This is a genomic window from Actinomyces johnsonii (genome assembly GCF_006546835.1).
Taxonomy (GTDB): Bacteria; Actinomycetota; Actinomycetes; order Actinomycetales; family Actinomycetaceae; genus Actinomyces; species Actinomyces johnsonii.
In genome coordinates, this window is record NZ_VICB01000021.1 from 14,167 (window position 1) to 33,873 (window position 19,707).

Consider the following 19,707-nt stretch of genomic DNA (forward strand, 5'->3'; position numbering starts at 1 on the left):
CCGATATCGGCCTGGGAGGGGCGTGAGCCGCCCGGTAGGCTGGCGGCCATGTCGAAGAAGAAGCGCCACGGGCGCCGTCCGGCCGGCAAGTCGGCCAAGCCCCGCAAGCAGAGTATCGAGTTCGTCGCCCGCCCCTTTGCCGGTCTCCCGGCCGAGGAGGACCTGGTGGCGATGGCCCAGATAATCCCGGCCGCCACGGCCACGGTGCGTCTGACCAAGGAGTACGGCGGCGGGCAGGTCCAGCTCGTTACGCTCCTGCCCGAGTTCGTCCAGGGCATCAAGCGCGCCGACGGCGAGGTCCTGGTGGCCATGCAGACCTCTATGCACTCCGGGGACGCCTCTCGCGACGTCGCCGCCGCTGTCCTGGCCGCCATCGACCTGCCCGAGGGCCAGGCGTTGCGAGCCGACAGCCTGCCCGAACCCGGTCCTCGCCTCCAGGACATCCTCGACACCACCGAGCCGCCGGTCATCTCCGTGCGCGAGACCTTCGACTTCTGGGTCGATCCTCGGGTCGGCGCCGGTGACGCGCAGTCCCGCCAGGCCATTGAGGAGGCCATCGAGCGCGCCAAGGATGAGATCGCCCCGACCTGCCCCGTGCCCGGCGTCGAGCACGCCTACTGGTGCCGCCTGGGTGCCAAGGAGTTCGTGCGTTGGGTGCGCGGGGAGGACGAGGACGAATTCTTCAACGCTTTCGCCCGCATCCACTCCGCGCGCCAGTCCGACCTGGAGGAGGGGGCGCGCTTCGTCGGCGCCTTCAGGGCCAATGGCCTGGCCATCCCCGTGTGGGAGCTCGTGCCCGGTACGGAGGCCGAGGAGCTCACCAAGCCGCTGCAGGCCATGGGCGAGCGCCTGGAGGCCGCACTGTCGGATGAGAGCCCTCTGAGTCCCGAGGACCGCCGCGCTAAGGCCGGCATCATCTCCCGCCAGGTCAATCTCTGAGCTCTCTCCCTCCCCTTCCCTTCTCCCGTCGAGTCGGACATATTTTGCCCAGACCAACAGAAATTCTGTTGGGCACCGCGAAATATGCCCGGCTCGACGGTGTTCGCAAGTGCGGGGCCGGGGTGCGGGCCGGGCGACTCAGGTCTCGGCGATGCGCAGGCGCCGGCGTGTCACGCGCGGCAGCCCGCGCCCGTAGAGAGTGCCCTCCTTCACTTTGACGGCGGCGACGAGCACGAAGCTGAGCGAGATGAGCAGCGCCCAGCTGCCGAACTTGCCGGCATGCAGCAGGTGCCAGCCCTCGGCCTGATCGGGGTAGCGCCAGGCGCTCAACGCCGTCGCCAGGTTCTCCGCCAGCCAGAGGAATCCCCCGATGAGGATGAAGGCCACCGTCGTCGGCATCCAGTAGCGGTCCCCGCCGACAGTGAAGTGGACGGCGCTTCCCCACAGGGCGATGAGGAAACCGGCGGCGATGACCCAGCGCAGGTCGACGATGACGTGATGGGTGAAGAAGTTGAGGTAGGCGGCTACGGCCAGCAGGCTCACCGGCCACCACCGAAAGCCGCCCACGTGCAGGTCGAGGCGCCGGAAGGCCTGACAGATATAGGAGCCGACGGAGGCGTACATGAATCCGGAGAAGACCGGCACCCCGCCGATGCGCACCGCCCCCGCATCCGGATAGGCCCAGGAGCCAGTGTGGACCTTGAAGACCTCCAGCGCTAGCCCGATGAGGTGGAAGGCGCAGATGACGCCGAGCTCTCGCCAAGTCTCCTGCTTCAGGGCGACGAAGGCGATCTGCACGACGACGACGTAGATCAGGAGGGCGTCGTAGCGGGCGATCGGCGGATTCGTGTAATTCCAGATCAGGGCGCTTGCCGCGAGCCCGACGAAGATAGCGATCGCGAAAGCGCAGCAGGCCAGTTCCAGGAGGGCGAACTGGATCAGGCGGCGGGGGAGCAGGCGCCACCGACTCAAGGGAAGACGCGCGGTATCGGGCACGACCGAAGTATGCCGCACCTCCGACGTCGGCCTGGTGGGGAGGGGCTTTCCCTCGCGGTCGGGGACGTCTTGCGTGTGCGGGGACAGAATCCTGTCCCCGACGGCGTCGCATGTCCCCGGCCATGAGGAAAGGTCCCAGGCCGCGCGGAATGCCCCCGTCAGTCTTATGTGTGCCTATTGGGAGGGCAGACCTGGCCGGGACTGACGACCATCTGGCCGGTCAGGAGATCACCGCCTGATCGAGCGCAGTGCTCGCTTGATAATCCGTTCAGTGGCCGGGGTGGGCGACTCCTCCTGCCAGCGCCCGCAGAGCTCCCTGGCCCAGGCGGGCTGGGTCTTGGCGGCGTCGTTGACCCAGTTCGCCACGGAGTCCTGCACGTAGCGGGAGGAGTCAGCACGCAGCGGCTCGAGCAGCGGAAGACCCCGCTCGGGTTCCTTCTTGAGTGCGGGGATGTGCCGCGCCCACACGCCGCGCGGACGCAGCGCCTCGCTGGCGAAGCGCCGAATGCGCTCCGAGGGCTCCGAGGTCCATGGCCGCAGTGCGCCGATCGCCTCGTCGAGCTGGGGCACCAGGTGCGGACGCACCGCCATCCATGACCACTCGCGCACTCCGAAGTGCGGGTCGTCCGCGGCCGGTCGTGCCAGGGCCAACAGCGTGTCGACGTCGGCGTCCTTCTCCTGAGCGACCAGGGCGAAGAGTGCCCAGCCCCGGACCGTGTCGGCCGGGTGGTCAGTGAGATCCAAGCATGCGGAGCGACCCAGGTGCGCAGACAGCGCTTCTCCCATGGTCTGCATGCGAGCCAGGATGCCGAGCGAGTCGGCGTGCTTGGCCGCCTCCACCAGCTCCTCGGGCGCCTCCGGCACCACCTGCGTCAGAAGCGTGGAGTGGCTGATGGCTAGGACCTCTGCCAGGCTTCGGGACTCGTCTCGTCCCGAGTTCAGCTCGGCCAGGCGCTCTGCGGCGATACTGGGGCTCATGCGTCACTTCACCACGAGCTGGGCGACGCGCTTGAGGTGCTTCTTGTGCTGACGTCGGCTGACCTTGCCCACCTTGCCGAAGTTGACCCAGCTCCGCCCGTGCATGCCCAGCTGCTTGAGGACGGCTCCCAGGAACACCGAGCCGACGTAGTTGCCGCAGAACCGGCGCAGGAACCAGGTCGGGGCGGTTGAGGTGGTGAGCACCAGGACCTGCTGGATGTGGGTGAGGTGACCTTTCACTCCGGAGGCCGTGGGGTAGTACGCCCAGTTCTGCTTCATGACCTTGTCGACAAAGCCCTTGACGATGGAGGGCACTTCGCTCCACCAGATCGGGCAGATGACAATGATGCGCGAGGCCCCCTCGATGAGCTTCTGGTAGTGGCTCACGAGCGGGTCCAGCGTGCCGCCTTCGCTGAACAGGGCCAGCTCCTCGGCGGTGTAGCGCGGGTCGAAGCCATCGGCGTAGAGGTCGATGACGTTGTAGGGCCGGTTCGCCTTGTCCAGGGCGGAGGTGGCGGCCTCGAGCACGGCGTGGTTGAAGGAGCCGTCGTAGGGGTGGGCGTAGACGATGAGGGTGCGCTCGCCCGTCTTCTTGGAAGTTTTCTTGGTGGTCATCAGCTGTCTCCAATCGTGACGATGGCGCGCAGGGCTGCGCGGATGAAGGTGGCGTCGGCGGTGGTGGCGCCGACGGCGATGAGCTGGGTGTAGCCCTGCAGGCAGGACCACACCAGGAGGTGAAGCGGTTCCGGATCGGTTCCCCGCTGCACGGCCAGGCGCTCCACCTCGCCGCGGGTCAGTGCCAGCAGCGGGTGCTCGTCCAACCGGTCGAGCGCGGCGATGGCCGCGGGACTGACCTGATTGAACTCGAAGAGCCGGGGGTGCTCGGCGGCCAGATCTACCAGGAGTGACCCGATGCCGACGAGCGACTCGATCGGGTCCTCCCGGATCAGGGCGCCCGCGCGCTCACCCAGCGAGGTGGACAGCTGGCGCGCCGCGGCCTCGAAGAGGCTCGTTTTGGACGGGAAGTGCTTGTAGCAGGCGGGCGTGGTCACCCCGCAGGCGTGGGCGACGCCGCCCAGCGTCACTTCGTTCCATCCGTGGACATCGATGAGGTCCAGGGTGGTGTCGATGAGTCGTTGACGGGTGTCCGTGCTGCGCCGGTCTATCTTCACATCAAGTAGGTTAACTCAATTTACCTATCTGTCAAGCGGTTCTGTGACGGGACTGGTGTGCTCCGTCGTCGCTGTCAACCAAGAGTGACCACTATGTGGTCGATCCAGGGTTGGAGAGGTTGGTGCGAAGATTGCTTGATGGCCCCCTTGTTAACGTTACCAATGGTGCTATCGCAACGACGTCGGGCGGCCGTTGAGAATGCCCCTGACCTGCGGGAATATCGGTATGGGTGAACCTCCGGGCAGGGGTCTTGACACTCCTGGCGAGGAGGCCTTGAATCATCTCAAGTCCATCACAGCACGACGAACGCCTTGCGTCGACAAGTCCCGGCTCGTCCGGCATGAAAGGAGCGCTGATGACGCGTACCGCTTGCGGCTCCGCACCGCGGTCGATGCCGATGCGCGTCAGCCCCCTGCGCTCCTGTCGGTCCGTCCAGCCGGCGCCATCGATGCCCGTCGACCGCCATTCAGTGATTATCCACTGACTATCCGCTGATCATCCGCTGACGCCCTCGGGTGTCTGTGTCGGTCGGAGGGGCGAGGGGAACCGCGGGTTCCTGAGCCCGCCGCCGAGGGACCTTGCTCCGGCTCGTCGTTGAGTCTCATCAGTCGGGGTCCTGCTATCCGCTAGTTCCCAGTCCCTGCCGCCCGGGCGGCAGGGAGTCCCACTTGACTTATTCGATTTCGTTCGCTGTCGTAACCATGACGCCTATGGATCTTTGTTCCAGTTCCTGGCACCCTAGTGGGACGGCAGCGTCGCCGCCGGGCCCGCCCGCCATGCGGCGAGTGAAGCGAAAGGCCTGTTGTCATGACCACTGATCCCGCGAACCGCTCTCAACCAGGTGCCACCGCGCCACTCTCCGACCTTCACGAGCAGGATGCTCGGACCGGCGGCGCGGACGTCGCTCCTGCGCCCACCACCAGCCCGGTCAGTACCGGGCCGCCCGAGCGGCCACCGGTCTACCCGCAGCATCCGAGCTCCGGAACCTGGCACCCCGTCAGCACGGCCGGCGCTCCCCTGAGCGTGCACGAGGTGGATGCGGCTGCTTCCACCGCCCCCTCCGCCCACACCTCTGCCCAGGCCACTGCCCGCTCCTCCGTCCGCTCCCCCTCGGAGACCGCCGCTGCCGGTGTGGTCCTGCGCGATCTCGCTGACGAGTACGCCATGCTCCTGTGCGCCTACGACCCCGAGGCGGCCGCCCGCACCGGCCTGCCCGGCGGAGCCATTCTGCCCGACTACTCGCCCGCGGGCCTGGCCGAGCGCCTCAGTGCCGAACGCTCCCTGCGCCACCGCGTGGCCGCCGTCGACCGCTCGACCGGCTCCGACGAGCTCCTGCGCCGCCACCTCCTGGAGCGTCTGGAGACCTCCATCCAGTTCATCTCCGCCGGTGAAGAGGGCGGGAACCTCGGTTTCTTCTCCTCCCCCTTCCAGCAGATCGCCCGTCAGCTGCACCGGCCCCCCGAGGCCCCTGACCGGGCTGGTTCGGAGGAGGCCGACCTCGCCGAGGCCGAGGCCAAGTGGGAGGACGCCTGGAACCTGCACCGCACCCGTCTAGAGGCGCTGCCCGCCGCCCTGGAGGGACTGGCCGCCTCCCTGGCCGCCTCCGCCGAGGCCGGTGCCATTGCCCCGCTCAGTCAGGTCGATGTCGTCGCCGGTCAGGCGCGCGATCTCGCCAGCCGCCGTACCCGGGGCCTGCCCGAGGATCTGCCGGCCACCCTGCACGTCCAGCTTCAGGAAGCCGACATCACCGCCCGCCGCGCCGCCCTGGACTTCGCTTCGCACCTGCGCACCACGCTCTCCCCGCGTGCCCCCCAGGCCGAGGGGGTTGGCCGTAGGCGTCACGCCCTGTGGATGCGCCGGGTCCTGGGGACCCGGGTGGATCCCGAGGAGACCTACGCCTGGGCAACCGAGGAGCTGGCCCGGGTCATCGCCGAACAGGACGCCATCGCCGTCGACATCCTCGGTCCCGGCGCCAACGCCCACAGTCTCAACCGGCATCTGCGCGCTGACCCGACCCAGGCCTTGCGCCCTCAGGACTACACCATCTGGGCGCAGGAGGTGGCCGATGAGGCCTGGGACGCCGTCGTCGGACGGGTCCTCGACCCGCCCGACGGTCTGGGCCGCCCCCGGGTGCGCCTGGGCGAATCCGGAGCCGGCGTCGTTCGCTACGAGGAGCCGCGCGGCACCGGCGGAGAGCGCCGGCCCGGCGTGGTCCTGAGGTCCCTGGCCGACGGCGAACGACTGGTGTGGCCATGGATGGAGCGGACCACGGTTCTGCACGAGTCGGTTCCCGGGCACCACGTCCACGTCGGCGCGCACGCCACCAGCACCCGGCTGACCGCCTGGCAGCGCTATCTCGGCTCAGTGGCCGGCTGCGACGAGGGCTGGGGTCTGTACGCAGAGTCCCTCGCCGACGAGCTCGGGCTCATGCCCACGCCTGAGGACCGCTTCGGCCGTCTGGCGGCGCGCCGTTGGCGCCTGGCCCGGGTGCTGGTGGACTTGGGTGTCCACTCCCGGCTGCCCGTGCCCGACGACGTCGCGGCCCTGCCCGGTGCGAGCCGCGAGTGGAACCGGGCCACCGTGACCGCCGTGCTGCGCCACCACACCGTGATCTCCGAGGGGCGCCTGCGCTTCGAGGTCTCGCGGCACCTGGGATGGCCGGCCCAACCGCTGACCTACGCCGTGGGCGAGCGGGTCTGGCAGGCCGGTCGGCGCAGCGCCCAGGAGCAAGCCCGTGCCGAGGGCGGTCGGCTGGACCTACGGGCCTTCCACAACAGGGGTATCGACCTAGGGAGCGTGGGGCTCGATCTCCTCGCAAGCGCCTTGCACTGACCTGCACGAAGAATGCAAAAGGGGCCCGGTCGTTCGTCGGCCGGGCCCTGGATGTCTCCTCCTCCGTGACCCGCGGGGCGCCCGCGCGAAGTGCCGGGGTTCTCGTCTGGTGAAAGATGGGGGAACCGGTGCTGCCTGCGCAAACATGGATGGACGAGATCCGCGCCGACGGTGCGGTCACAGAGGGGCCAAGGCGTGCCGGGGCGGCAGGGGGCGTCGCCCCGGCACACAGAAGGACGCGTGGTGCGTCAGCGGAACCCGGCTCCGTTGACGGGCTCCATGGCTTCACTGTGCCACGAGAACCGGGTGTGACATGCCGAAACAGGCGATCTTAGCCTTTCTATCAGGAAATGTGTTGCTTTACTGCAATATTTGTCGGTTTCTCCGGGGACCGTTGTCCCATGCTGAAGGTTTGACACAAAATCGCTGGGGAAGGCCTGGCCATAGGTCGCTTCCCCGGCGTTGGCGAGATGGCGTCGGCGTGTCGCGGCGGTGGGCGGGATGCTCCCGGAGCGCCGTCGGTGAACGCCTGGTCCGTTGGGAGTCGCGAAATCCTGCACTGAACCGTGTCAAATCGGTGGATTTGACGGGCATCACAAAAAAGGAGAACGACAACGGGGCGCTCAGGAGTCTGCCGGAGACCGCGAGTCTGGATACCCTGGTGGTGTGAGTCCCACCAAGCGCCCCGACCAGCGCGTTGCCGTGGTCATCCCCGCCAAGGACGAGGCCGAGCGCATCGCCACCACTGTTCGGGCCTGCCGCTCCATCCCGCGGGTGGACCTCGTCATCGTCGTCGACGACGGCTCGACCGACGGAACTCAGGACCACGCTCGTGCTGCCGGCGCTGTGACGGTCCGCCACTCCGTTTCCCGCGGGAAGGCCTCCGCCATGGAGACCGGGGCCTCCGTAGTCGCGATGCGCGACTACGTCGACGGGCCCGCCCGGCTGCTGCTGTTCATCGATGCCGATCTGGGGGACTCGGCCGCTTCCTGCGCCGAGCTGGTGCCCCCGGTCGTCGACGGCGTCGCCGACATGTCCATCGCGGTCCCGCCCAAGCAGGCCGGGGCCGGCGGGCGCGGACGGGTGGTGCGCGCGGCCAGGCGGGCCATCTCGCTCGCCACCGGGTGGTCGCCCGTGGCACCGCTGTCCGGCCAACGATGTCTGAGCCGTGAGGCCTATGAGAAGGCCGTTCCCCTGGCCGACGGCTGGGGGGTCGAAGTCGGCCTGACGATCGACGTGCTGGTGGCCGGGCTCTCGGTCATCGAGGTTCCCTGCGACATCACCCATCGCGTCACCGGCAATGACCGGGCAGGCACGATGCACCGGGCCGCCCAGTACAAGGACGTCCTGCGGGCCGTGACCCGGCGGAAGCTGCGCCGCCACCGGGTGCAGCGGGGCGTCTTCGAGAAGGCGGCCGCCGAGCAGGACCACTTCTTCGCCTACCGCGCCGTGCCGCTACCCCACAAGGTCGACGACGACGTCGATCCGACCGGGAGCCCTCACGATGTCGGCGATTCGGAGGCCGATGCGTCGGAGGCGGCTGGCGATTGACGCGCCGTGTGCGCCTTCCGGGGGCTCCCCGGATCGTCGTCGTGAGTGGTGCCCCGGTACTGCGCTCGAGCGGGATCCGGAAGTGAGGAGTCGTGGGGCAGCGGGGCCGAATCGCTCCTGTTCAGTGTTAGCGCCAGTAGAGCGGGTGCGGCGGCGGCGAAGATGAATCCCGCCATCGTGACGCCGGAGTCGTTGACCAGCACCGACACGACCGTCAGAACTCCCAGCGCCCGCAGTGCCGCCGTGGTGCCTCCACCGGTGGCGGGGGCGAGCCAGGCGTACGGGCTGGTGCCGGCGTGCCAGGCCCGCACCTGCCCGCGCCCCCACCAGACGGCCATGACGACCAGCGCGAGCGTGCAGGCCAGGGCCGCCGCCATGACCGGCTTCGACACGAAGGGACCGACCAGTGCGTACGCCTTGCGTCCCAGCACGCCGATGGCGGAGCCGTCGGCCACTTGACGGGCGAAGCGCCCCAGGTGCGTGGGCCCGCCCGGCCGGATGAGGTCGACGACTGCGAAGCCGCCGACGACCAGGACCGTCGTCGCCCCGATGACCAGCCAGTGCCGCCAGTTCAGACGCAGACTCGCCAGGCCCGCACCGAGGAAGGCCAGCGTTGGCACCAGGGTCAGGGCGCCGCCCACGTCCGCCCCCAACTGGGGGGCGCCGTCGACAACCAGCGCCGCACCGCCCAGCAGGCCCGTCAGAACCAGGGCGGTGCTGCGGCTACGGCCCAGGGCGTTCCATGCCCCGGCGATGACGACGACGAGCGCCCCGGCCGCCAGCGCGAAGGCCGTGTTGGAGACCCCGTAGAAACGGCCCGCCACCACTGCGTTCATGCCTAGCGGATTGTTGAAGGCCAGGTGCGCCCCCGCGGCGGCATCCGCCAGCCAGGCCAGTGGGATCGCCGCTGCGACCAGCAGTGCCATCAGGGTTGTCCGGCTGGGCGGGGAGGGGACGGGATCTGCGGTCCCTCCCCGCGGCGGTGCGGTTGCGCGTGCGTTGGAGGAGGGAGCCGATGAGGCCGCGGAACGGGTGCACCACCGGTGCACCGGCGTCATGATTCCGGCGGCCAGGGCCAAGACGCCGATCGCGATCGCCACGGTTAAGGTGAAAGCGGCGCCCGATACCCACGCCGAGGGAGAATCGCCCCGCGCCCCTGCGCTCCACCAGGGGATGGCGTTGACCAGCAGCAGCGCCGTCGGCAGCGCACTCAGGCAGATGGCCACCCGGGTGACTCGGCGCCGCACCACTTTGCGCCGCTCCGCCCTTGTCTCACGCAGCACGGCGGCGGCCCAGGCCAGCAGCACCGCGGTCGACCCCATGAGCAGAACACCGGCTGGGATCACTGTCCGCTGAGAGGCGCGGGCGTGCAGGGCGTCGTAGGCGAGCCAGGAGATATGGGAGGTGTCGTGCGCGGTGGCGAGGTCTGTGGTGCTGGTCGTGCTGCCGCTAGCGGGCAGGTCCAATGCCTGGCCGTCGAAGGCCGGGTCGCTGTGGCCGGTGAGGGCGGTCGTCAGCGTCGGGGCGAGATCCGTCAGCTGGGCCAGGCCGGGCTGGTGTGTTGAGGTCCCGACGATGAGCCCGCCGGAGGTGCCGCGAGCGCTGGTCGTTCCCGATGGCAGAACCGCTATCTGGGGGCCGGGATCCTCGTTGTCGGCCACGGAGGCGATGACGATGCGAGTGCCGGGGCGCGCCTGCTCCTGAACTGTGTGCAGGGCCGCGTCGAGGGCGGTGATCCGTTCGGCGTCGGTGGAGATGTCACGACCGGTGTCGATGATGGTGAGGTCGGCTCCGGAGGACAGGGCCTCGGGCAGGGAAGGCGTCAAGGAGACATCGGTATCTGGTGAGCTCCCGGGGGTGCCGGTGGTGAGCTGAGTGCCGGGGCCGACGGTCCGGATCGAGACGTCGCGCCCGAGTGCCCGCACGAGGGGGGAGGCATCGTTGGGGATGGCGGCGGTGGGGCCGGCGCAGGAAGCGGCCGGTTCGATGGCGCTCGCTCGGGCGCCCTTGCCCAGAGTGAGCCAGCCGTCGGTGGGACAGGTGCGGTCTGCCGGGGTGCGTACGGCCAGGTTGACCGCCTCATTGGTGGAGGCGAAGGCCAGCAGATGGGCGGCGGCCGAGCCGACATCGGCGGCGTTGGCGCCGGTGTCGGCGGCCCGGGCCTGGATGTCCGCCCAGGTGAGGTTGTCGGTACCCAGGACGACCACCGGCGCAGGCCGCGAGGACTGATCGGCGTGCGGGGTACCGGAGGAGGTCACCGATCCGGAATCCGTGACGGCGGGGGGTTCTGCCGCTGAGCCGAAGGGCGCCGGTCCTGCTGCTCCTGCCGGGGCCGTCAGGTTCGCGGGGGCGGCCAGCGCTGAGCTGGCCATCGTCAGGATCAAGCCGATGACCACCAACAGGACGAGGACATACACAACCCCGCGCACCAGGCGCTGTTGGCGTTGTCGAGGTCTCACTCGACCAGCCTACGGGGCCTCGCAGCCCGAAAAGTGTCCACAAGGGACGACTTTGACGTCGTCTCCGGTGGTCGACGCGCAGGCAAATTGCCCTGACCTGCACAAACGCGGAGGGCTCTTCTCGTAGTCGGTTTCAAAGTCGTCCCAGGCGGACAAAATGGGCGCGATGTCCTGGCCGGCATCAGCTCACAGGTACTGGCGGGCCACGGCGACGGCCTCTCCGCCGTAGCCGCCACCGAAGAGGAAGGCGTGAATCATGATGATGTGCCATGAGTGGAGGCCCACCCGCTCTCGCCAGTCCGCCGCCAGCGGCGAGACCTCGTGGTAGGCCGCGTAGATCCGGTCCAGGTAGCGCTGTCCGAACACCCCCAGGGCCGCCAGGTCGGTCTCGGCGTGCGCACCCTGCGCCATGGGGTCGATGAGCACGCCGACCACCGTCGACCGCCCGGCAGGCCCCTCGCCGTGCCGATCCCCTCGGCCCTCGTCGCCCCCGCGAGACTCCCCAGGCGCAGGCTCCTGCGGTCCGAGCCCGGCTCGCGGCGGCGCCCACTGCGCGGCCTCGTCGGCAGGCGTCCACAGGACGTTGCCGCACCACAGGTCCCCGTGGGTGCGGGCCACCGCGACCCGCGCGCCGCGCTCGCGGGCGCCGGCGCGCACCAGGGCCGGCTGGTCGGTGTCGAAGTCGCCGTCACGCAGGCGCTCGCACAGCCGCTCGATGAGGCGAGCCCCGCCGACGCTGATCGAGCCGTTGTCCCGACTGGGCTGCAGGTAGGGCAGGATCCGGTCCTCGGCGTAGAACTCGCCCCAACGGCGCGGCTCGCCCTCCTCCGCTGCGTGCGGCCGCAGCCGGATGTCGGAGCGGCCCATCTGCGCCCTGCCATCCCACCCGGGCGGCGCCGCCCCGAAGGCCGGGGCGCCCGCCGCGTGGGTGACGGCCAGCGCCCGGCCGAAGGCCTCAGCCCCGGCCGGCGTCACACCGGTCGTCGTTAGCCGCGGCTCCTCCAACCAGCCCGGGCCGCTGGTCACTGGGACCACGTGGGCGCCGCCGTCGGCCATCGCCCCGGCGAGCCAGGTCAGGCCCTGGGCCTCCAGGGCGGTGGAGACCGGGCCGTCGTCGTGCTTGCGGAAAACGCTCATGGCCCCAGCCTGCCAGGTCGGGCCGTAGTCGCGGGAGAGCAGTGGGAGGGCAGTGGGAGGCCGGCGACGGGCCGGTGCCGAGCCCGAGCGCCGCCACGTGCCAGCGTCCCGCAGAGCAGCCCGGATCGGGCCGACCGAGCCGAACCTGACTACCCTGTGCCCATGACTGCTCCCGCTCCGCTCTGGTCCTTCCTCGGTCCGGCCGGCACCTTCACCGAGATGGCACTGCGCCAAGTCGCCCCCGTCAACGTCGAGCTCGATCCCTGCCCGGACGTGCCCACGGCCCTGGACCACCTGCGCGAGCGTACGGTGGAGGCTGCTGTCGTGCCCATCGAGAACTCCGTCGAGGGCGGGGTCAACGCCACCCTGGACAACCTCGTGGCCTCCACGCCCCTGGTCATCGCCGCCGAGATGGCAGTGCCGATCACCTTCGTCTTGGCCGGCCGGCCCGGCACCCGGTTGGAGGACGTGCACGCCATCTCCACCCACCCGCACGCCTGGGCGCAGTGCCGCGGCTGGGTCCACCAGAACCTCCCCGAGGCGGTCTACGTGGCCGGGACCTCCACCTCGGCGCCCGCCCGCGCGCTGGCCTCGTCTGGGGTGGACACCGGCTTCCAGGCGGCGCTGTGCAACCCGCTGGCCGCCAAGGAGTACGGGCTGGAGGTCATCGCCGGGGGAGTGGCGGACAACCCCGATGCCGTCACCCGTTTCGTCAAGGTGACCCGGCCCGGTCGCGTGGGCGAGCCCACCGGCGCCGATAAGACCACTCTCCTCGTCCAGCTCCCGCACGACCGCTCCGGCGCGCTGCTGGACATGCTCGAGCAGTTCAGCGCCCGCGGCGTCAACCTCTCGCGCATCGAGTCCCGGCCGGTGGGCGACTCCCTGGGTCGCTACCGGTTCTCCATCGATGTGGAGGGGCACGTGCGCGAGGAGCGGGTCCAGGCCGCCCTCATCGGGCTGCACCGCACTTGTCCGGTGGTGCGGTTCCTGGGCTCCTACCCGCGGCTGGACGCGCGCCCAACGGCGGTGCTGGCCGGCACCAGCGACAAGGACTTCGTCGTGGCCCGCTCCTGGGTCGCCGACGTCCTGGACGGCCGCGCGCTCTAGGTCCTGTTGCATATGTCCGGGGCAGGCCGGTCCTCGCCGGTCGCCGACGTCGCGGTCGTGCCTTAGGCTCGCGTTCGTAGGGTAGGTCGTCGGTTCGTACCCTCTACCCCTCGAACGCGCGACCTAAGGTACGAACACGCGCCCTGACCCCACCCACCCCGTACGCGTCGAATCCCTCCGTCCGGGAAGTGTGGGCCCGGCCGGTGGACAGGCGCCCGGGTCGTGCGCAAGGCTCGGGGACGTGAGCTCCTCCGACGCCAGCACCGAGACGACCACCGAGACGACCTCAGCCGGCCCCGCCTCCTCGACCGCCGCCCCGGCGCCGGCCTCATTACCTCGACGTCGGGGCTCCGGGCGCTACCGCGTGATCATGGTGTGCACCGGCAACATCTGTCGCTCCGCCATGGCAGAGATCGTCCTGAATGACCGTCTCGTCGCCGCGGGCCTCCACATGCGCGAACCCGACGGCGTCGTCGTCACCTCGGCCGGCGTCTCCGACGAGGAGCGCGGCAACCCCATCGACTCCCGGGCCCGCCGCGTCCTGGCCGAGGCCGGCTACGGTACCGGCGCCGACGACGTCTCGCGAGCCACGGATATCGCCATTACCTCCCACGCCGCCCACCGCATCACCGACGCCGAGATAGCCGAGGCCGACCTCCTGCTGGCCATGACCGACTCCCACTGGAACATCCTCCAGCGCCGCGCCGCCGGCCTGGGGGCAGAGCCCTCCCGAATCCGCATGTACCGCGAATTCGACCCCGCTGCCGCGCCTCAGACCGAGGCCGTCGCCGCCGGCCGGGCCTCCCGCGGCGTCCTCAACGTCCCCGACCCCTGGTACGGCACCATGGCCGACTTCGCCGACACCCTCGAGGTGGTCGAACGGGTCAGTGACGAGCTCGCCGACGAGCTCGCCGCGCGCCTGACTGAGCTCAGTGCAGGCGGTTGTCCAGCCAGTGCGTGACGGCCCGGAGGTACTCGGCGCGCGCCGGCGGCCCGGACAGGGCCAGGTCGTGAACGCCATCGGGGATCTGGCGGACGGTGACGTCATCGCCCAGATACTGCGAGCGATCGATGATTTGGTCCACGTCGAGGACCACATCGGAGCGCTGGGCCTCCTCCAGGCCCGCCTTCACGCCGCCGCTGGTCGTTGAGCAGCACACGAGGATCGGCACCCGGATGCCCAGCCCGTGGTGGACCTCGCGCTGCAGGCGGCGGATCCCCGCCAGGAACCCGGCCCGCACGGGGAAGGACGGCGCCGGTTTGAGCGCCAGGTCCCAATCCCATTCGCCGCGCCAGCGCCGGTGCAGGGCCTCAACGTAGTTGTCCTTCTCGCCGCGGCCGGGCTCGTCGATGACGCGCTCGGGGTCCCGGCGCGAGATGAGGTCGACGATGGCCGACCCGTAGGAGCGCACGAGCGCCGAGCCACGCAGGTCCAGCCACGGGGAGTTGAGCACGACCGCGTCCACGGTCCCGGGATGGTCGGCCGCCCAGATGACCGCCTGCAGCCCGCCGGTCGAGTGCCCGTTGAGGACGACGACGTCGTGCCCGTGCTCGGAGCGGATGATGCGCAGGGCCTCGGAGATCTCCTCGTCATGGACGCGCAGGTCGCGCACGTCGTGCGGGGAGACGCACCCGATACCGGCGCGCCCGCAGGCCCGCAGGTCCAGCGCGTAGAACTCGTAACCGGCGTCGAGGTAGGCCTGCGCCAGGTGAGTCTGGAAGAAGTAGTCGCTGCGACCGTGGAGGTAGAGGACCGCGCGCGAATGGCGCGGCGTGCTGGCCCGACCGGCGGCCTCGCGCTGGTGGACGAGCACAGCGTGGTCGGCGCCGGGCGCCTTCGTGGGCGACTCGGTCACCGGGATGCGGCGCGCCACCCACGGCTCGCCCAGGATATCGGGCGTGATCGCGTCGTCGGAGCTGCTGGAGGCGCCTGCGGTTGTGGGTGCGGCGCTCGGGCCGGTAGGGGAGGTCGGGTCCGTCGGCTCCGGCATCGGCTCGGGGGACGTCTGATCTGAGGTCGCACTCATGAGCAGATCCAAACATGCCGCCCTGTGCGGTGCGAGTAGCGTCGCCGATACGAGACCTGAGAATACTCAGAATGTTGCCGAAACGTCGACGAAGGTCTGATCGAGAGGACCCCTTCCGACGACGAGGGGGCCGGACGGCGGCCTGGCCCGCCTTCCCAACCGGCCCGTGGCGGCGGCACGGCCAGAGGAGGCTGGTGGCGTGACCTGGGTCCCTTGACGGCGTCGTCGCTTGCGCAGTCGATGAGACGCTGCGTAAGTTACTCGTGGCCATCTAGAGCAACCGAGAGACCTGGCTCGACGACATTGCAGCAACCCCCTTCATGGTGCGGGTGCTTCCGCCAGGAACGATGGAGGAATACGTGAGCACATCCGACCAGTCCGCCGCCGACCCCGGCCGGTCCGAGGACGGCGACGCGTCCGGCTCTCAAAGCGAGCCCATGATCTCCCTGCGCGACGTCCACAAGGTCTACCGCCTGCGCAGCGGTAAGGAGGTACGGGCCCTGGACGGCCTGAGCCTCGACGTCGCACCCGGCTCCATCCACGGCATCGTCGGTACTTCCGGCGCCGGCAAGTCCACGCTCGTGCGCTGCCTGACCTCCCTGGAGCGCCCCACCAGCGGCCACGTGAGTGTCGACGGCCAGGACATGACCGCCCTGTCCGCCGGCCAGCTGCGCGAGGCCCGACGCCGCATTGGCATGGTCTTCCAGCACGCCAACCTCCTCGACCAGCGCACCACGGCGCAGAACATCGCCTACCCGCTGGCGCTCGCGGGCGTGCCGGGGGGACAGCGCCGCCCGATCGTGGAGCGCATGCTCGACCTCGTGGGCCTGTCCGACCGCGGCGCCTCCTACCCCTCCCAGCTCTCCGGCGGTCAGAAGCAACGCGTCGGCATCGCTCGGGCGCTGGCTGACGACCCGGCCGTCCTCCTGTGCGACGAGCCCACCTCCGCCCTGGACCCGGAGACCACCCGCTCCATCCTCGACCTCATCAAGAACGTCCGCGACACCCTGGGCCTGACCGTCATCATCATCACCCACGAGATGAGCGTGGTCCGCCATATCTGCGACTCCGTCAGCCTGCTCGAGGCCGGCAGGATTGTCCAGAGCGGTCGCCTGGAGGACATCGTGCTCGATGTCGACTCCCGCCTCTCGCGCGAGATCGTGCCCTTCCCGAAGGTGCCCGAGGCCGCCGTCGCCCACGGTGAGAGCGTCATCGATGTCTCCATCACCGCCCACCCGGGCCAGCCGGCCGCGGTCGCCCTCATGTCCATGGTGGCCGAGCTCGGCGGCGACATCGCCGCCGGGGTCTTCGAGACGATCGGTCAGGCCCAGATCGGGCGCCTGGCCGTCACCGTCCCCGGGTCAGACACCGAACAGGCCGTGATCACCCTGCGCCAGGCCGGTATTGCTGCGGAGGTCCGCTCATGAACCCGATTCTCCTTCCGCTGGCCCAGGCCGCGAGCTCGACGTCCGGGGACGGCACCTGGTTCAACAACCCGGCCATCCAGCTCAAGCTCGGCACTTCATTTGTCGAGACCTTGGCGATGGTGTCTGTCTCCGGAGTCCTGACCATTGTTTTCGGCCTTTTACTGGGGCTCACGCTGGTGGCCACCGGCCAGCGGGGGCAATGGCGCAATCCGCCCCTCTACTGGATTCTCTCGCAGATCGTCAACCTCGGCCGCTCCATGCCCTTCATCGTCCTCATGGTGGCGCTCATCTCGGTCACGCGATTCCTCGTCGGGTCGTCGATCGGGTGGCAGGCCGTCTGCGTGCCGCTGACGATCGGCGCGATCCCCTTCTACGCGCGCCTGGTGGAGACGGCCATCAACGACGTCGACCACGGCAAGGTCGAGGCCGCCCTCATGATGGGCGCCTCCGGCCGACAGATCACTTGGGGCGTCCTCGTGCGCGAGGCCCTGCCGATCCTCATCCAGTCCGCGACCGTCACCATCATCACCCTCCTGGGATACTCCGCCATGGCCGGCGCCATCGGGGGCGGCGGTCTGGGCGACCTCGCCATCCAGGATGGCTACCAGCGCAACATGGCCGACGTCATGGTCATCACGGTGGTCGTCATCGTCGTCATCGTGGGTGTCATCCAGCTCATCGGCGACATGCTCAGCCGGCTGGTGAACCACCGCTGAGGCGATCACCAGCCGGGGTAGGTGCGCTGGATCGGTTCAGACCGCTCTGGAGCTGTTCATCCGCGCCGTCGGGCCCAGCACCGTCAGACTTCCTTCTCTCCCATCATCGGGCCCGCCCGGCCCTCCGAAAGGAACCACCATGTCTTCCTCGTCCGCTTCCATCTCCCGCCGCACCGTCATTGCCGGCGGCCTCGTCTCAGCCGCCGCCCTCACCCTGGCCGCCTGTGGCTCCAAGACCGGCCTGACCGAGAAGAACGGCGTCACCACCATCTCCATCGGCGCCACCCCCAAGCCCCATGTCGAGATCCTCCAGTGGGTCCAGGACAACCTCACCGAGGGCACTGGCATCAAGCTCGACATTGTGTCCATCAACGACTACCAGACGCCGAACACCTCGCTGAACGACGGGTCGCTGGCGGCCAACTTCTTCCAGACCCCCAATTTCCTGGCGCAGCAGAACAAGGACAAGGGCTACAGCTTGGTGTCCATCGCCAATGTCCACATCGAACCCATGGGGATCTACACCTCCAAGGGATACAAGGACGTCCAGGAGATCCAGGACGGCGGCACGATCATCCTCAACAACGACCCGGCCAACACGGCACGCGGCCTCAAGCTTCTGGCCGCGGCCGGACTCATCGAGCTGGACAAGTCCGCTGAGCTGCCCAGCGACACCGACGTGACCTCCAACCCGAAGAACCTGAAGTTCAAGACCGTCGACGGCGCACAGGTCTACCGGTCGATGCCGGACGGCGAGGCCGCCATCATCAACGGCAACTACGCCATCGACGCCAAGCTCAACCCCAAGGAGGACTCCCTCTTCCTGGAGAAGGGCGGCAAAGACTCCGAGTATCCCAACCAGCTCGTCGTGCGCAAGGACGACAAGGACAACGAGCACCTCAAGAAGCTCGCCAAGCTCCTCAACGACGAAAAGCTGCGTGACTACATCACCAAGACCTGGCCGAACGAGGCCGTCATCCCGGCGTTCTGAGACGGACCCAGTCGGGGCCGGTTGTAGTTGGTCGAAGGGCCGACCGCGACCGGCCCTTCTCTCCTCGTGGCCGGGGACATCTCATGCGTACGGGGACAAAAATCCCGTCCCCGTACGCATGGAATGCTCCCGGCTGGAGCGGATTGCACCCGGCCGCATCGGTTCACGCGGCGATGGCGGCGCCCAGGAGAATGAGGCGCAGCGCCCGCTCGGTGGCGTCGGTGACGAGCTCGTCGGCGCGTGAAACGGCCTCGGGCAGATCCATGGGGACCGGGATGATGCCCATGACGGCGTCGATTCCGGCGGCGTGGACGGCCTCGGAGCCGCGGCCGATCGAGCCGGCCAGCGCGATGACCGGCTTGCCGGCCAGCTTGGCCCTGCGTCCCACCTCGGCGGGGATCTTGCCGCGCGGTGTCTGGAAGTCAACGGCGCCCTCGGCGGTGATGACCAGGTCGGCTCGGGCGATCTGGGCGTCGAGGTCGACCCCGCACAGGTCGGCATCCATGAGGATGTCGAAGCGAGAGCACAGCCTGGCCCCCAGCCCTGCGGCGAGCCCGGCCCCCAGGCCGCCCGAAGCGCCGGTGCCCGGGCCGGTGAGCAGGTCGCGGTGGTCCGCCTGGGCGGGGAAGGCCTCGGCGAGGAGCCCGGCCCAGTGGACCAGACCTGCCTCGAGCGCCTCCACCTGCTCGGGGCTCGCCCCCTTCTGCGGTCCGAACACGCGGGCCACCCCGCGCTCGCCGGTGAGGAGGTTGTGCATGTTGCCGGCCACGAGGACCTCGACGTCGCGCAGGCGGGGATCCATGCCGGAGGTCTCGATCCGCCGGACCCGGGCCAGATTCGAGCCGATCGGGTCGACCTCATGGCCGTCCGCGTCCAGGAGCCGGGCGCCCAGGGCGACGAGTGCGCCGGCCCCGCCGTCGCAGGTCCCCGAGTCACCGCATCCGATGATGATGCGCCGGGCTCCGCCGTCGAGCGCCACCGAAATGAGTTCGCCGACGCCGATCGTCGTCGTGGCGCCGGGGTCGCGCATGCCGGCGGGCACCAGGCGCAGGCCGGCCGCCGCGGCCATCTCCACCAGCCAGGTTCCCTGGGCGGAGCCGCCCAGTCGGGCCAGGTAGGAGTCGACCGGCTCGCCAATGGGGCCGGTGACGCGGGTGGTGATGAGGTCGCCGCCGGTGGCCCGGGCCATCGTGGCCGCCGAGCCCTCACCGCCGTCGACCAGGGGCAGCTCGACGACGACGGCACCGGGCAGGAGACGGCGCACCCCGGCGGCCACGGCCTGGCACACCCCTTCTGGGGACAGGCTCTCCTTGAAGCCCGAGGGGGCGACGAGAATACGGGTGGGTACGGACGTGGGCATGACTTTCCTCCAGG

Annotated in this window: 16 protein-coding genes; 8 read left to right on the forward strand and 8 right to left on the reverse strand. The window is 69.7% G+C overall.

The genetic code is table 11. From position 1 onward, the window contains the following. The first annotated feature begins 48 nt into the window (after positions 1-48). A complete protein-coding gene (locus tag FK256_RS12010; RefSeq protein ID WP_141424921.1) occupies positions 49-939 on the forward strand; it encodes a DUF5926 family protein in 891 nt (296 codons plus the stop codon). 138 nt (positions 940-1,077) lie between these two features. On the opposite strand, the gene FK256_RS12015 is transcribed toward FK256_RS12010, so the two are convergent. The 4 genes from FK256_RS12015 to FK256_RS12030 form a co-directional block, all read right to left on the reverse strand. After that, positions 1,078-1,935: a DUF817 domain-containing protein gene (locus tag FK256_RS12015; protein ID WP_141424922.1), complete on the reverse strand. Its 858-nt coding sequence runs from the start codon at positions 1,933-1,935 to the stop codon at positions 1,078-1,080. Positions 1,936-2,163: 228 nt separating this feature from the next. Continuing rightward, on the reverse strand, positions 2,164-2,913 hold the full coding sequence (locus tag FK256_RS12020) for a DNA alkylation repair protein (RefSeq protein WP_141424923.1): 750 nt from the start codon (positions 2,911-2,913) through the stop codon (positions 2,164-2,166). A gap of 3 nt (positions 2,914-2,916) precedes the next feature. Beyond that, a complete protein-coding gene (locus FK256_RS12025) occupies positions 2,917-3,528 on the reverse strand; it encodes an NAD(P)H-dependent oxidoreductase (protein ID WP_141424924.1) in 612 nt (203 codons plus the stop codon). After that, positions 3,528-4,085 (reverse strand): TetR/AcrR family transcriptional regulator, encoded by a 558-nt coding sequence (locus FK256_RS12030; protein ID WP_141424925.1) that lies wholly within the window; start codon positions 4,083-4,085, stop codon positions 3,528-3,530. Before FK256_RS12030 ends, FK256_RS12025 begins: the two co-directional genes overlap by 1 nt. An 808-nt stretch (positions 4,086-4,893) precedes the next feature. Between FK256_RS12030 and FK256_RS12035 the strand changes: the two genes are divergently transcribed. Next, entirely contained in the window at positions 4,894-6,918 is a 2,025-nt protein-coding gene (locus FK256_RS12035) for a DUF885 domain-containing protein (protein ID WP_141424926.1), read from the forward strand. Between the two features lie 666 nt (positions 6,919-7,584). Continuing rightward, on the forward strand, positions 7,585-8,469 hold the full coding sequence (locus tag FK256_RS12040; RefSeq protein ID WP_141424927.1) for a glycosyltransferase family 2 protein: 885 nt from the start codon (positions 7,585-7,587) through the stop codon (positions 8,467-8,469). Here the strand turns inward: FK256_RS12040 and FK256_RS12045 are convergent. Further along, on the reverse strand, positions 8,418-10,928 hold the full coding sequence (locus FK256_RS12045) for a hypothetical protein (RefSeq protein ID WP_244936410.1): 2,511 nt from the start codon (positions 10,926-10,928) through the stop codon (positions 8,418-8,420). The two genes, FK256_RS12040 and FK256_RS12045, sit on opposite strands and share 52 nt — an antisense overlap. Positions 10,929-11,114: 186 nt before the next feature. Continuing rightward, positions 11,115-12,065 (reverse strand): fructosamine kinase family protein, encoded by a 951-nt coding sequence (locus FK256_RS12050; protein ID WP_141424928.1) that lies wholly within the window; start codon positions 12,063-12,065, stop codon positions 11,115-11,117. Between the two features lie 162 nt (positions 12,066-12,227). On the opposite strand from FK256_RS12050, the gene pheA reads away from it, so the two are divergent. Next, complete coding sequence (gene pheA, locus FK256_RS12055) at positions 12,228-13,172, forward strand: prephenate dehydratase (protein WP_141424929.1); 945 nt, start codon at positions 12,228-12,230, stop codon at positions 13,170-13,172. Positions 13,173-13,542: 370 nt separating this feature from the next. Next, positions 13,543-14,133, forward strand: a complete 591-nt coding sequence (locus FK256_RS12060; RefSeq protein WP_141424936.1) for a low molecular weight protein-tyrosine-phosphatase — start codon at positions 13,543-13,545, stop codon at positions 14,131-14,133. Here FK256_RS12060 and FK256_RS12065 read toward each other — a convergent pair. Further along, entirely contained in the window at positions 14,102-15,199 is a 1,098-nt protein-coding gene (locus FK256_RS12065; RefSeq protein WP_244936412.1) for an alpha/beta hydrolase, read from the reverse strand. The two genes, FK256_RS12060 and FK256_RS12065, sit on opposite strands and share 32 nt — an antisense overlap. 320 nt (positions 15,200-15,519) lie before the next feature. Between FK256_RS12065 and FK256_RS12070 the strand changes: the two genes are divergently transcribed. The 3 genes from FK256_RS12070 (at position 15,520) to FK256_RS12080 (ending at position 18,333) form a co-directional block, all read left to right on the forward strand. Then, positions 15,520-16,626 carry a methionine ABC transporter ATP-binding protein gene (locus FK256_RS12070; RefSeq protein ID WP_141424930.1) on the forward strand — a complete coding sequence of 369 codons (1,107 nt, stop codon included), beginning with the start codon at positions 15,520-15,522 and terminating at the stop codon, positions 16,624-16,626. Beyond that, the gene (locus FK256_RS12075) at positions 16,623-17,342 is read left to right on the forward strand and encodes a methionine ABC transporter permease (RefSeq protein WP_009234550.1); all 720 of its coding nucleotides are present in this window, start codon (positions 16,623-16,625) and stop codon (positions 17,340-17,342) included. The genes FK256_RS12070 and FK256_RS12075 overlap by 4 nt, the downstream gene beginning before the upstream one ends. 139 nt (positions 17,343-17,481) lie before the next feature. Then, positions 17,482-18,333: a MetQ/NlpA family ABC transporter substrate-binding protein gene (locus tag FK256_RS12080; RefSeq protein ID WP_009234549.1), complete on the forward strand. Its 852-nt coding sequence runs from the start codon at positions 17,482-17,484 to the stop codon at positions 18,331-18,333. Between the two features lie 163 nt (positions 18,334-18,496). Here FK256_RS12080 and FK256_RS12085 read toward each other — a convergent pair whose 3' ends face one another. Then, the gene (locus FK256_RS12085) at positions 18,497-19,693 is read right to left on the reverse strand and encodes a glycerate kinase family protein (RefSeq protein WP_141424931.1); all 1,197 of its coding nucleotides are present in this window, start codon (positions 19,691-19,693) and stop codon (positions 18,497-18,499) included. Between the last annotated feature and the right edge of the window lie 14 nt (positions 19,694-19,707).